General features: G+C 72.5%; 12 protein-coding genes. 7 read left to right on the top strand and 5 right to left on the bottom strand.

The features are described from left to right. From AC1DQF_RS19010 to gcvT, 3 genes are all read right to left on the bottom strand, one after another. The coding region (locus AC1DQF_RS19010) for a class I SAM-dependent methyltransferase (RefSeq protein WP_477526794.1) at window positions 1-444 on the bottom strand (444 nt) is incomplete at its 3' end. Between the two features lie 10 nt (window positions 445-454). Further along, window positions 455-706, bottom strand: a complete 252-nt coding sequence (locus AC1DQF_RS19015; protein WP_477526795.1) for a hypothetical protein — start codon at window positions 704-706, stop codon at window positions 455-457. Further along, window positions 706-1,815: a glycine cleavage system aminomethyltransferase GcvT gene (gene gcvT, locus AC1DQF_RS19020; protein WP_477526796.1), complete on the bottom strand. Its 1,110-nt coding sequence runs from the start codon at window positions 1,813-1,815 to the stop codon at window positions 706-708. The genes AC1DQF_RS19015 and gcvT overlap by 1 nt, the downstream gene beginning before the upstream one ends. A gap of 54 nt (window positions 1,816-1,869) precedes the next feature. On the opposite strand from gcvT, the gene AC1DQF_RS19025 reads away from it, so the two are divergent. Beyond that, complete coding sequence (locus AC1DQF_RS19025; protein WP_477526797.1) at window positions 1,870-3,396, top strand: leucyl aminopeptidase; 1,527 nt, start codon at window positions 1,870-1,872, stop codon at window positions 3,394-3,396. Between the two features lie 55 nt (window positions 3,397-3,451). Here the strand turns inward: AC1DQF_RS19025 and AC1DQF_RS19030 are convergent, their stop codons facing one another. After that, window positions 3,452-3,811, bottom strand: a complete 360-nt coding sequence (locus AC1DQF_RS19030; protein ID WP_477526798.1) for a hypothetical protein — start codon at window positions 3,809-3,811, stop codon at window positions 3,452-3,454. 102 nt (window positions 3,812-3,913) lie between these two features. Here AC1DQF_RS19030 and lpdA point away from each other — a divergent pair, with 102 nt between their 5' ends. From lpdA to AC1DQF_RS19060, 6 genes are all read left to right on the top strand, one after another. Further along, complete coding sequence (gene lpdA / locus AC1DQF_RS19035) at window positions 3,914-5,290, top strand: dihydrolipoyl dehydrogenase (RefSeq protein ID WP_477526799.1); 1,377 nt, start codon at window positions 3,914-3,916, stop codon at window positions 5,288-5,290. Between the two features lie 52 nt (window positions 5,291-5,342). Then, on the top strand, window positions 5,343-7,241 hold the full coding sequence (sucB, locus tag AC1DQF_RS19040; RefSeq protein ID WP_477526800.1) for a 2-oxoglutarate dehydrogenase, E2 component, dihydrolipoamide succinyltransferase: 1,899 nt from the start codon (window positions 5,343-5,345) through the stop codon (window positions 7,239-7,241). 129 nt (window positions 7,242-7,370) lie between these two features. Continuing rightward, the gene (locus AC1DQF_RS19045) at window positions 7,371-10,886 is read left to right on the top strand and encodes an ATP-binding cassette domain-containing protein (RefSeq protein WP_477526801.1); all 3,516 of its coding nucleotides are present in this window, start codon (window positions 7,371-7,373) and stop codon (window positions 10,884-10,886) included. A gap of 49 nt (window positions 10,887-10,935) precedes the next feature. Continuing rightward, entirely contained in the window at window positions 10,936-11,826 is an 891-nt protein-coding gene (locus AC1DQF_RS19050) for a TIGR01777 family oxidoreductase (protein ID WP_477526802.1), read from the top strand. Between the two features lie 95 nt (window positions 11,827-11,921). Then, window positions 11,922-12,179, top strand: a complete 258-nt coding sequence (locus AC1DQF_RS19055) for a hypothetical protein (protein WP_477526803.1) — start codon at window positions 11,922-11,924, stop codon at window positions 12,177-12,179. Window positions 12,180-12,224: 45 nt separating this feature from the next. Next, on the top strand, window positions 12,225-12,863 hold the full coding sequence (locus tag AC1DQF_RS19060; RefSeq protein WP_477526804.1) for a nucleoside/nucleotide kinase family protein: 639 nt from the start codon (window positions 12,225-12,227) through the stop codon (window positions 12,861-12,863). A 72-nt stretch (window positions 12,864-12,935) separates the two neighbouring features. On the opposite strand, the gene AC1DQF_RS19065 is transcribed toward AC1DQF_RS19060, so the two are convergent. Then, complete coding sequence (locus tag AC1DQF_RS19065) at window positions 12,936-13,151, bottom strand: HNH endonuclease signature motif containing protein (RefSeq protein WP_477526805.1); 216 nt, start codon at window positions 13,149-13,151, stop codon at window positions 12,936-12,938. Window positions 13,152-13,304: the final 153 nt, after the last annotated feature.

A 13,304-nucleotide genomic window follows, 5' to 3' on the forward strand; every position in this document is an offset into this window, starting at 1 on the left:
GTCGAGCAGGGCGTTCCAGAGCGTGGCCTGCGGCGGCACGTACGCCGGCCAGATGGTCGCCACGACGTGTCCCCCGGGGCGCACGACGGGGGCCAGGCCACGGGCGGCCGCACGCGGGTCGTCGACGTGGTTGAGGACGAAGTTGGCGACGACCACCTCGAAGGAGCCGGCGTCGTACGGCAGGTCGGGCAGTCCTCCCCGACGCACGTCGGCGGCGGACCGCGACGTTGCGAGCGCGACCATCTCGGGGTCGGGGTCGACCGCGTGGACGACGTGCCCGGCGGCCACCAGCGACTCGGTCACGTGGCCCGATCCGCACCCGACGTCCAGCACCCTGGCGCCGGGGGGCACATGGGCCAGCAGCGCGTCGGTCGTGCCCGTGCAGAGGGTCGCGAAGGACCGGTCGTACGCCGTCGCGACGTCGGTCCACAGGGCCTCGGCCATCAGCCCGGGCTCACGCGTGGAGCGACATGGGTCCGTAGACCTGTCGCTCGTGCTCGAAGAGGGTGACCGCGTCGACGCCCGCCTCGGCGAGCTCCGCGTACAGCTCACCCACCCAGGACTCGGCGTCGGCCTGCGAGCTGAAGCGCTCCGAGTCGTGGCCGGGGGCCGACACGGTGTTGCCGGAGGTGTCCTCGAGGCGCCACCACCAGGGCCGCTCGGACGCGCTGGGCTGGCGGAAGGTCGGGGGCTGGCCGGGCAGCATCAGGACTCCCTCACGGAGGTGTCGACGAACGGCGGCCTGGTGAGCCGGAAGATCTCGCGGCGCCCGCGCACGTCGACGCCGACCTCCGCGTCCTCGGCCACCATGGTCGGGATCAGCGCGAGGCCGATGCCCTTCTTCAGGGTCGGGGAGAACGTGCCCGAGGTGATGTCGGCCAGCGGCACATCCCGGGTCAGGGTGACGCCCATGCCGGGTCGCGGGATGCCACGCCCGACGGCGACGAGGCCGCGCAGGCGACGCTTCGGGCCGGCCTCCTTCTCGGCGACGAGCGCGTCCTTGCCCCAGAAGGCGTCCTTCTTCCAGCCGACCGCCCAGCCGAGGCCGGCCTGCACCGGCGTGACGTCGAGGCTGATGTCCTGGCCGTGGAGCGGGTAGCCCATCTCGGTGCGCAGGGTGTCGCGGGCCCCGAGGCCGCACGGGAGGATGCCGTGCTCGGCACCGGCCGCGAGGATCGCGTCCCACAGGGCGCGGGCACCGTCGTTCGCGACGATCAGCTCGTAGCCCCGCTCACCGGTGTAGCCGGTGCGGCACACCACGACGTCCGGGCCCTCGAAGGGTGCCTCGACGAAGGACATGTAGTCGTGCCCGGCGGGCAGGCCGATGGCCTCGAGCACCTCGTCGGACCTCGGTCCCTGCACGGCCAGCACGGCGTAGTCGCGGTGGTGGTCGGTGACGGTGACGCCCTCGGGCGCGGCCTCACGCAGGCGGCGTACGACCTCGGCGGTGTTGGCGGCGTTGGGGACCAGCAGGACGTGCTCGTCGTCCTGGTAGTAGGCGATGAGGTCGTCCACGATCCCGCCGGTCCCGGCGTCGCAGCACAGCGTGTACTGCGCCTTGCCGGGCTGGATCTTGCGCAGGTCGTTGGAGAGCGTCGCGTTGACGAATTCCGCGGCGCCCGTCCCGGTGACCATCGCCTTGCCGAGGTGGCTCACGTCGAAGACGCCGACCGCCTCGCGGACCGCGGTGTGCTCCTTGACCACGCCGGAGGGGTACTCGAGGGGCATCGACCATCCGCCGAACTCGGCGAGCTTGGCGCCCAGGGCGACGTGTGCCTCGTGCAGGGGCGACTGCGTCAGGGTTGGCTCGGACATGCCCGGAAACCTACCGCAGCGCACCGTGTCGGACGCCTCGCCTAGCATGCCCGGGTGACGACGACGTACACGCTCCGCCATGCCAGTCCCGCCAAGACCCGAGCAGACGCCGTGGTGGTGGGCGTCCTCTTCTCCGACAAGGGTCCGGTCCTCGTCGAGGAGGCCGCCGAGGTCGCCGAGGCGTGGGGTCGCAAGCTGCGCCCGCTGCTGTCCTCCCTGGGGGTCACCGGGCGTGCGGGCGAGAGCGTCAAGGTGCCGACCGCCGGCGTGGTCAAGACGCCGCTGCTCGTGCTGGTGGGCCTCGGTGCCGCCGACAAGGACGGCGCCGTCACCCCGACCGCCGTACGCCGCGCAGCCGGCGTCGCCGCCCGCAGCGTCCCCAACGCCGCGTCCGTCGCCCTGGCCCTCCCGGCCGGCACCCCCGAGCTGGTCGCCGCGGCCACCGAGGGCCACCTGCTCGGCGGCTACACGTTCACCCGCCACAAGTCCGGCGACACCGAGGACACCGCTCCCGGCGAGGTCGTCGTGCTCAGCCCGGTCGCCCGCAAGGCCGAGGCGATCACCGCGTTCGAGGAGGCCCAGGTCGTCGCGAGCGCCGTGCTCACCTGCCGCGACTGGGTCAACGAGCCGCCCGGCCACCTCACTCCCCCGGCCTTCGCCGACGCCGTGACCGAGGCCCACCGCGCGCTCACCAAGGGACGCGGCACCCCCAAGGTCACCCTCGAGGTCCTCGACGAGCACCAGCTGGCCGAGCTCGGCTGCGGCGGCACCCTCGCCGTCGGCAACAGCTCGGACGCCAAGCCGCGGATGGTCCGGCTGACCTACGCGCCGAAGGGCGCCGAGCGCCACCTCGCCCTCGTCGGCAAGGGCGTCACCTTCGACTCCGGCGGCCTCACCATCAAGCCCTCCAGCAGCATGGTCGGGATGAAGGGCGACATGGCCGGCGCCGCCGCCGTCATCACCGCCACCTTCGCCATCGCCCGCCTCGGCCTGCCCATCAAGGTCACCACCTACGCGCCGATGGCCGAGAACATGGTCTCCGGCACCTCGATGCGACCCGGCGATGTCGTCACGATGTACGGCGGCACCACCGTGGAGATCGCCAACACCGACGCGGAGGGCCGGATGCTGCTCGGCGACGCCCTCCAGATGGCCAGCGAGACCGAGCCCGACGTCATCGTCGACGTCGCCACCCTCACCGGCCACCTGCAGATCGCGCTCGGCGACCGCGTCGGCGCCGTCCTCGGCACCGGAGCCCCGATCCAAGCGGTCCTCGACGCGGGCGAGGTCGCCGGTGAGCAGCTGTGGCCGATGCCGATCCCCGAGGAGATGAAGGAGCGCATCACCTCCTCCAAGGTCGCCGACCTGCTGCAGCACGACTGGGTGCGCTGGGGCGGCGGGCTCTACGCCTCGGCGTTCTTGCGTGAGTTCACCGGTGGCCTGCCCTGGGCGCACATGGACATCGCCGGCAACGAGATCAACGGCGGCGGGCCCTACGGCCACGTGCCGTCGGGGGCCACCGGCTTCGGCGTGACCACGCTCGTCGCCTACGCCCGCGGCCTCGCCGCCTCGACGGACTGACCTACAGGCCTCCGGCCGCGGCGCCCACTCACAGGCCTCCGGCCGCGGCGCCCACTCACAGGCCTCCGGCCTTCTTGCGCCGGTTGTAGTCCCGCATGCGCTGCGGGATGCCGACGACCGCGGCGTCGTACGACGGGACGTGGTGCTTGTTGGCGAAGTCGTGGGCCCACTTCACGCTCGGGACGCGGCGGCGGGTCCACTCGCCGTCGTGCGCGACGAGGAGCAGGGTCACGTCGCTGACCGCCGTGCGCGGCTCCACGAACCCCTCGACCCCGCGCCGCGTGCTGACGAACTCGGCCAGGTGCGTCACGTCGCCCCCGTCGGCGGCCCGGACGGTGGTCGAGCCCGTCCGCGACGCATCCTTGGCGGGTCGTCGTACACGGCCGGAGCGACGGAGTCGGTCGAAGAGTCCCATGGCGCCATTCTGCCCGTCCGACCGAAGCGACCCGGTGTGGACAGGCTCACGAAGAGTGCAAGGATGGGCCCCGATCCATCGGGAGACAGCGGAAGGCATCAGGTGGCGCAGGGCGACTTCGACGTACTCATCCTCGGGGCAGGCTCGGGCGGATATGCCTGTGCGCTCCGTGCGGCACAGCTCGGGATGACGGTGGGCCTCGTCGAGAAGGGCAACCTCGGAGGCACCTGCCTCCACGTGGGCTGCATCCCGACCAAGGCCCTGCTGCATGCCGCGGAGGTGGCCGACTCGGCCCGCGATGCCGCCCAGTTCGGCGTCAACGCGACCCTCGACGGCATCGACATGCCCGCGGTCAACGCCTACAAGGACAAGGTCGTCGGCCGGCTCTTCAAGGGGCTCGCCGGACTCATCAAGTCCCGTGGCATCACCGTGATCGAGGGCGAGGGCCGGCTCACCGGACCGCGCACCGTCACCGTCGGCGACACCGCCTACACCGGTCGGCACGTCGTGCTGGCCTCCGGCTCCTACTCCCGGTCCCTGCCCGGCCTCGACGTCGACGGCGAGCGGGTGCTCACCTCCGAGCACGCCCTGCGCCTCGACCGGGTCCCCGAGTCGGTCATCGTGCTCGGCGGCGGCGTCATCGGCTGCGAGTTCGCGAGCGTCTGGGCGAGCTTCGGCTCGAAGGTCACGATCATCGAGGCGCTGCCCCGACTGGTGGCCGTCGAGGACGAGGCGTCGTCCAAGGCTCTCGAGCGTGCGTTCCGCAAGCGCAAGATCGACGTCCGCACCGCCACGCCGTTCCAGAGCGTCAAGCACACCGACACCGGTGTCGCCGTGACGGTCGAGGGGGGCGACGTGATCGAGGCCGACCTGCTGCTGGTCGCCGTCGGTCGTGGCCCCTCCACGCAGGGGCTCGGCTACGAGGAGCAGGGCGTCGCCATGGAGCGCGGCTTCGTGCTCGCCGACGAGCGCTGCCGCACCAACCTCGAGGGCGTGTACGCCGTGGGCGACATCGTCCCGGGCCTCCAGCTGGCCCACCGGGGCTTCCAGCAGGGCATCTTCGTCGCCGAGGACATCGCCGGGCTCGACCCGCGTCCGATCGACGAGGCGGGCATCCCGCGGGTCACCTACTCGCACCCCGAGATCGCCTCCGTGGGCCTCGACGAGGCCACCGCGCGCGAGCAGTACGGCGACGAGGTCACCACGGTGGTCTACGACCTCGGCGGCAACGGCAAGAGCCAAATCCTCGGCACCCAGGGCTTCGTCAAGCTCGTCAGCCGTACCGACGGCCCCGTCCTCGGCATCCACCTGGTCGGCGACCGCGTCGGTGAGCTCATCGGCGAGGCCCAGCTGATCTACAACTGGGAGGCCCACGCCGACGACGTGGCTCCCCTGGTCCACGCGCACCCCACCCAGAACGAAGCGCTCGGCGAGGCCCACCTGGCCCTCGCCGGCAAGGCGCTGCACGCCCACTCCTGATCCGGCACCACCCCCCACTTCAACCCCACGTCACAGCGAGCGAAGGAATCCCATGGCCTCCGAAGTCACCCTCCCCGCCCTCGGCGAGTCCGTCACCGAAGGCACCGTCACCCGCTGGCTCAAGCAGGTCGGCGACACGGTCGCGGTCGACGAGCCGCTGCTCGAGGTCTCCACCGACAAGGTCGACACCGAGATCCCCTCGCCGGTCGCGGGCACGCTGCTCGAGATCAAGGCGCAGGAGGACGACACCGTCGAGGTCGGCGCCGTGCTCGGCGTCATCGGTGACGAGGGCGAGTCCGGCGGGGACGCCGACGACACCGCCGAGCCCGAGGCCCMGCCGAAGGACGAGCAGGAGGCCGAGAAGAAGGCCGAGCAGGAGGAGGAGATCGTCGAGGAGAAGGGCGAGCTGCCCGCCGGCGACGAGACCCCCGAGGCGGAGAAGTCCGACTCCCCCGCGGCCGAGGAGCCCGCTGCCAAGAAGTCGAGCGGTGGCTCCGGCGGTGGCGACAGCACGTCCGTGACCCTGCCCGCGCTGGGCGAGTCCGTCACCGAGGGCACCGTCACCCGCTGGCTCAAGCAGGTCGGCGACGACGTCGCGGTCGACGAGCCGCTGCTCGAGGTCTCCACCGACAAGGTCGACACCGAGATCCCCTCGCCCGTCGCCGGCACCCTGCTGGAGATCAAGGTCGCGGAGGACGAGACCGTCGAGGTGGGCGCCGAGCTCGCCACGATCGGCTCCGGCGACGCCGCCGCGTCCTCGTCCGGCTCCGAGGAGAAGGACGAGCCCGCTCCGGCCGAGGACAAGGCCGAGGAGAAGGCCGAGGAGCCCGCTCCCGCCGCGGAGGAGAAGACCGAGGAGCCCGCCGCCGAGGAGAAGTCAGAGCCGGCGGCCAAGCAGCCGGCCCAGGAGCAGCCCGCCGCGCAGGAGAAGCCGAAGCAGGAGGAGGCTCCCCAGCAGGAGGCTCCCGCCGCGGCCCCGTCGCGCAGCGACGACCAGAGCGCCTACGTCACCCCGCTGGTGCGCAAGATGGCCTCCCAGCACGGTGTCGACCTGTCCGCGGTGAGCGGCACCGGCGTCGGTGGCCGCATCCGCAAGCAGGACGTCCTCGACGCCGCTGCTGCCGCACAGCAGCAGGCCCAGCAGGCGCAGCAGGCCCAGCAGCCGGCCGCCCCGGCCGCGGCTCCGGCCGCCGCTGCCCCCGCCGCCGGTGGGTCCGCTCCGACCGGCACCCCGTCGCCCCTGCGCGGCACCACGGAGAAGGTCTCGCGCCTGCGCAAGATCATCGCCGAGCGGATGGTCGACTCGCTGCAGACGTCGGCCCAGCTGACCCAGGTGATGGAGGTCGACGTGACCACCATCGCCCGCCTGCGCGAGCGGGTGAAGGCCGACTTCCTGGCCCGCGAGGGCGTCAAGCTGAGCTACCTGCCGTTCTTCGCCAAGGCGGCGATCGACACGCTCAAGCAGCACCCCAAGCTCAACGCCGCGATCGACACCGAGAAGGGCGAGGTGACCTACTTCGACCGCGAGAACATCGCGTTCGCCGTGGACACCGAGAAGGGCCTGCTCACCCCCGTCGTCAAGGACGCCGGTGACCTCTCCATCGCGGGGATCGCCAAGAAGATCGCGGACGTGGCCGAGCGCACCCGCACCAACAAGATCGGCCCCGACGAGCTGTCCGGCGGCACCTTCACGATCACCAACCTGGGCAGCTTCGGGGCGCTCTTCGACACGCCGATCATCAACAAGCCCCAGGTGGCGATCCTCGGCCCCGGTGCCGTGGTCAARCGTCCCGTCGTGATCGACGACCCCAACCTGGGCGAGACGATCGCGGTGCGCCACATGGTCTACCTGTCGCTGACCTACGACCACCGCCTCGTCGACGGCGCCGACGCCGGCCGTTTCCTCAGGGACGTCAAGCAGCGCCTGGAGTCGGGCCAGTTCGAGGTCTGAGCCGACCCGCACCACCCCGCAGCACCCCGCGTCACCACGAACGCCCCGCCCGCTCCGGGCGGGGCGTTCGTCGTCGTGGCACATAACCACGAGCGCGTTGTCGGTCCCGACGCCTACGGTGGTCCTACCGTGAGCACCCTCAACACCTCTTCCGCACCCACCCGCACCGAGCCGTCGACGTCACCCGACCCGGCACCCGGACGCGTTCCCGTCGACTGGCGCCGGCTGCGACAGCCGTTGTCGATCCTCTGCTTCTCGATGTCCTTCGTCGGCGCCATCGGCACGTCGCTGGGCTCGGTCGTCGCCGGACAGCTCGCCGCGCAGCCCACCGAGCGACTGGCGATGGCCCTCGCGATCTGCGTCGTGGGTGCTGCCCTGGTCGACACCGTCGCCAAGACGATCTGGGCCGGCGTGGTCGACCGGGCCGAGGGCCGACTGCGGTCCGACCTGCTGGATGCAGCAATGTCCCAGCCTCTCGCCGACCTCACCGAGCAGGCCGTGGGCGAGGTCCTGGACCGCATCGACGACGACACGTGGGAGGTCGGGCAGCTGCTGCGGTGGGGCGTGTGGATGGCCGCCCGCACGCTCCTGGCGTCGGGGCCGCTGTGGATCGTCGCCACCCTCACCTGGTGGCCGGCGTTCTTCCTCTTCCCGCTCACCGCGGTCGCGGCCGTCCTGGCCGTCCGCCGCCTCCTCCCGCTCGTCTCGCAACGCAAGGTGATCGAGGAGGCCGCCTGGACCGACCACGCCGCCGCCACCGAGGAGGGCGTGGCCGCACGCGACGACCTGCGCACCAGCCTCGGCCAGGCCTACGTCCTGCGTCGCAACGCGCGGGTGGCCGCCGCCGTGCACCGCGCACTCGACGCGGTGCTGTCCGTGGAGGCCCGGATCACGCGGCGCAGCGGGACGCTCCTGGCCAGCGTCCTGGCCGGCACCGGCGTCCTGGGCATCGCCCTGGTCTCCAGCGGCGACCTGTCGACCGCCGCGCTCGTGACGCTCTTCCTGGTCACCACCCAGTTCGTCGGCCAGGTCGACATGCTCGCCCGGCACCTCCCGGACCTGCAGGAGGGCTTCGGTGCGGTGCTGCGGCTCCGCGGCATGCTGGCCGCGCGCGCCGAGCCCACGGGCGGCCTCCCCCTCCCGTCCGGCGCGCTCGACGTGGAGTTCCGCGACCTGCACTTCTCCTACGAGGCCGGCACCTTCGCGCTGCGCGACGTCGACCTCCTCGTCCCCGCCGGCCACACGTGTGCGCTGGTCGGCCGCACGGGCTCGGGCAAGTCGACGCTGGCGTCGCTGTTGTCCCGGGCCGCGGAACCGGAGCCCGGCACCGTCCTGCTCGGTGGCACCGACGTCCTCGAGCTCGACCTCCAGGCCCTTCGGGCGGCGGTCGGCGTGGTCACCCAGCGCACCGAGATCCTGGCCGGCAGCCTGTCGGACAACATCACCCTCTTCGGTCCCCACCCGCGTGCGGAGGTCGAGGCCGCGGTCGCCGAGCTCGGCCTGTCCGACTGGGTCGCCGGCCTGCCCGACGGTCTCGACACGACCCTCGGCCCCGGTGGCACCAGCCTGTCCGCTGGGGAGGAGCAGCTGGTCGCCTTCGCGCGGCTCCTCGTGCGTGACGTCCGGGTCGTGGTGCTCGACGAGGCCACCGCCCGGATGGACCCGGTCACCGAGGCACGGGTCGTGCGGGCCGCCGAGCGGCTGATCTCCGGGCGCACCGGCATCCTGGTCGCCCACCGGCTCTCGACCACCCGCCGGGCCGAGYAGGTGGCGGTCCTCGAGTCGGGTCGCGTCGTCCAGCGCGGTCCCCGCGAGCGGCTGGCCGTCGACAACGGTCCGTTCCGCGACCTGCTCCGAGCCTCGGCCCACGAGCCCGTCGTCGAGGAGCACCACCACGACGACAGCGCCATCGGGTCGGTCCGCCGGTCCACGACTCCCCCGCCGCTCCCGGTGGTCCGTCCCGCGCCCAGCCTCACCCGAGCCACGTGGAGCGCGCTCACCATCGAGCCGCGGTGGGGACTTCTCGGCATGTTCCTCTTCCTCCTCTCGGCGCTCACCGGCGCCTTCGGCGCCCTGACCGGTTGGGTCTGGGGCCTGGCGGTCACCGCCCTCCAGGACGACCAGGTCCCGGTCGGGCTCACGGTGGCGCTGGTGGTCTCCCTGCTCGTCAGCCCGTTGCTGCTCTCCCAGGCCTTCCGGACCTACCCGCGCTGGTGGATCTCGGTGCGGCTGCGGGTGCGGCTGTCGGTGCTGCACGGCCAGACCTCGCAGCACCGGCTGGAGCGCACCCCGCCGGGGGAGGTCGTGGCCCGCACCATGGACGCCGACCGCCTTGCTCGCTACGCCGACCGTTGGGTCGACTTCATCAACGGGCTCGTCATCGTCCTGGTCACCGCGATCATCGCCGGCACCTGGCTGGCGGGGATGGTGCTCCTCGCGGTCATGGTCGCCTCCGCGGTGGCGTCGTCGTTCGGGCGTCGCGTGGCCGGCCGGTCGGCCGCCGCCTCGTCGACGGCCCGGGCCGGCTTCGGCCGCTCGCTGGTCAGCGCCCTCGAGTCGGTGCGCACCGTCAAGCTCGCCGCGGCCACGCCCTCGGTGCACGAGCACCTGCGCCAGGTCGACGCAGGCCGGGTCGAGGCGGCCGTCCGCGAGCACCGGGTCCAGGCCCTGCTCGACGGCGTGCCCGTCGTGATGGTCCAGCTCGGCGTCGTCGCCGCCTGGGTGGGCCTGCTGACCGGCCAGTGGGAGCTGGCCACCGCGCTGCTGGTGGCCAACGCCGTCAGTGGCTTCGACTGGTTCGGCCGCGTCGCCGGATCGGTGGTCACCGAGGCCCCCGGGGTGCGGGCGTGGATGGAGGCGACCAGCGCGCTGGCCGGCGGCGGCGACCTCATGCACCTGCCGCCCGGCGTCGACATGGTCGCCGGCATCTCGCCGGCACCCGCCACACCAGAGCGCGACCCGCTCCGCGAGCTGTCGCTGCACGGATTCTGCGCGGTGCACGACGACGGCACCCTGGGTGTCCAGGACGTCGACCTGACCGTCCGGTCCGGCGAGCTGGTGCTGCTGCTCGGCCAGGTCGGCTCGGGCAAGTCCAGCCTGCTCTCGGCCCTCGCCGGACTGGTGAGCAGCACCGGTGAGATCCGGTGGAACGGCGACCCCGTCCGCGACCCGCAGGCCCAGCTGCGACCCACGCGCGTCTCCCACGTCGCCCAGGTCCCGCGGGTGCTGTCCGGCTCGTTCGCCGGCAACGTCGCCCTCGACCACGAGGACCGCGACGTCGAGCCCGCCATCGCCACCGCCCGTCTGGGCCGCGACGTCGAGGAGGCCGGGGGCGCTGATGCGCTCGTGGGCCATCGTGGGGTGCGCCTCTCCGGCGGACAGGTGCAGCGGCTCGCCCTCGCCAGGGCGCTGGCGTGCGGCGCCGACCTGTTGCTCGCCGACGACGTCTCCTCCGCGCTCGACGCGACGACCGAGGTCGAGCTGTGGGCGTCGTTGCGCGACGGCGGCGCGACGGTGGTCGGCGCGACCAGCAAGGCCGCTGCCCTGGCGCAGGCCGATCGCGTGGTCGTGCTGGTCGACGGCAGGGTCCGCGACGAGGGCCCCTGGAGCGAGCTCGCGGCCAGCTGGCGGCACCTGGCCGGCTGACGCCGTCCGAGCGGCCGGGGCTCCTTGGGCGCCATGGTTGGGTGGGGGCATGCGAGCGGTGATCGCCGGTGCGTCCGGTTTCCTGGGTACCCATCTGACCCATCACCTGCGGACGCAGGGCCACGAGGTGATCCACCTCGTCCGCCGCACGACGCAGTCGTCGCTGGAGTCGCGCTGGGACCCGTACACCGGCGAGCTCGACCAGGCCGTCATCGATCGCGCAGACGTCGTCGTCAACCTGGCCGGGGTCAACATCGCCGGCAACCCCCACTCCAAGTCCCGCGCCGAGGCCGTCCTGACCAGCCGGGTCACGACCACCAAGGCGCTCGCCGACGCGATCGCCGCGGCGCCCCGCCCGCCTGCCTTCCTGGCCGGCAACGGCATCTCCTACTACGGCGACCACGGTGCGGACGAGCTGACCGAGGCCACCGACTCCCGCGGCGACGCCATGCTCACCCAGGTCACCCGAGAGTGGCAGTCGGCGACCTCGCCGGCCGAGCAGGCCGGCGCGCGGGTCTGCATCCTGCGCACCGCACCGGTGATGGACCGCCGGTCCTCGCCGCTGCGCGAGCTGCGTCACCTCTTCAAGCTCGGGCTCGGTGCACGGCTGGGCTCCGGCGAGCAGTACTTCCCGATGATCTCGCTCCGCGACTGGGTCGCGTCGGTCGCCTTCCTGGCCGGCTCCGGCGACGTATCCGGCGCCTTCAACCTGTGCGCCCCACGGACTCCCACGAACGCGGAGTTCACCCGGGCCCTCGCCGAGGCCGTCCACCGCCCCGCCTTCCTCGTCGCGCCCTCCCCCATCCTCAGGGTTGCCGCCGGCCGGATGGCTCCCGAGCTCCTCGGCTCGGTCAACGCCCGCCCCGCCGCCCTCGAGCGTGCCGGCTACGACTTCGAGGACGAGGACGTCACCGCAGTCCTCGCCGCGGGTCTCGCCTGACAATGGGCGGGCGCCTCGGTCTCGCCGTACTCGCGTGCGCGACTGTCGGGGCGTGCTCAGGCACGCCCGGCACCAGTGACGGTGGGGGCGACTGCGTGAGCCACTACGACCCGGTCGCCGCGGCTCCCTCGTGGGGTGCCCTGGAGAAGGCGATGYTGGACTACGACGAGCGAGGCCGCGTTGCGTCCCTGCGGACCCAGGCACGCGGGGACGACGTCGGCGCGGGTGACCGGGACGCCGTGCGCGTGGTGGACCTGTTGGGCCGGGGTGGCCACCGTCTGGCCCAGGTCGACGTCTGGCGTGCCGACGCCGGGGGTTGGCGAGCCGGCGTCTGGGAGCAGTGCATCGACTGACCCCCGTGCCGCGTCGCTGGCACCAGCCGCTGGCATCATCCGCGTGTGACCTCTGACCTCGACCCGTGCTGGGACCAGCTCGCGGGCGACGTGGCTGCACTGCGACGGCCCGCGTTGATCGCGGTTGACGGGGTGGACGGATCGGGCAAGACGACCTTCGCGGTTCGACTCGCGTCCGTGATCGCGGACGCCGGACGAACGGCCCTCGTCGTGCACGAGGACGACTTCCTGGCTCCGCGAGAGGTGCGCCACCGCCGAGGTCGGGACTCACCGGAGGGCTTCTTCCGCGACTCCTACGACCTCGATGCCCTCATCCGACACGTCCTGGACCCACTCGGACCGGGTGGTGACCGACGAGTCCGGCGCCGGTTCTTCGATCACCGCGCCGATGCAGTCATCGCCCCACTGGACGAGCACGTCCCTGCCGATGCGGTGGTGATCGTCGAGGGCATGTTCCTCCATCGCGACGAGCTCGCCGACCGTTGGGACTGGTCGGTGTTCCTCGACGTGCCTTTCACCGAGACGGCTCGACGGATGGCCGAACGGGATGGCAGCCACCCCGATCCGGAGCACCCGTCGATGCGCCGCTACGTCGAGGGGCAACGGATCTACCTCGACCGGTGTCGACCTCGCACCCGCGCGACCGTCGTCCTGGACAACACGGGTCCGTCCAACCTGACCTGACCGGTCCCGTCGCGAGCCCGGACATCGTGTGTGACGCTGCAATGAGCAGCACTGGTGGCACACCCACCCCGTCTATCTGCGGCGGTGGAACCTCAGGTCGCCGCTCGGGAGTCGATCATGGAGGTAACGGTCGTCGTGGGCCCGGTGATGATGGTGGGAGCAGAGCAGAACCCCGTCGGCGAGGTCGGTCTTCCCGCCCTCGCTCCAGGGGACGAGGTGGTGTGCTTCGCACCAGGCGGCGGGGATGTCGCATCCCTCGGCACGGCAGTGCTTGTCGCGAAGGTCCATCGCCCGCCGTGGGCCGTTCTCGTAGAGTCGCTTCGACCGGCCCAGGTCAAGGACCTCGGACTTACCACCCAGGACGGCGGGGATGAGGCCGGCGTTGCAGACCAGGCGCCGGGCTTCGGAGGCGCTGATGCGGTGGCCGGTGTCGGTGGTCGC

It is taken from the genome of Nocardioides sp. P4_G4, from assembly GCF_056401085.1.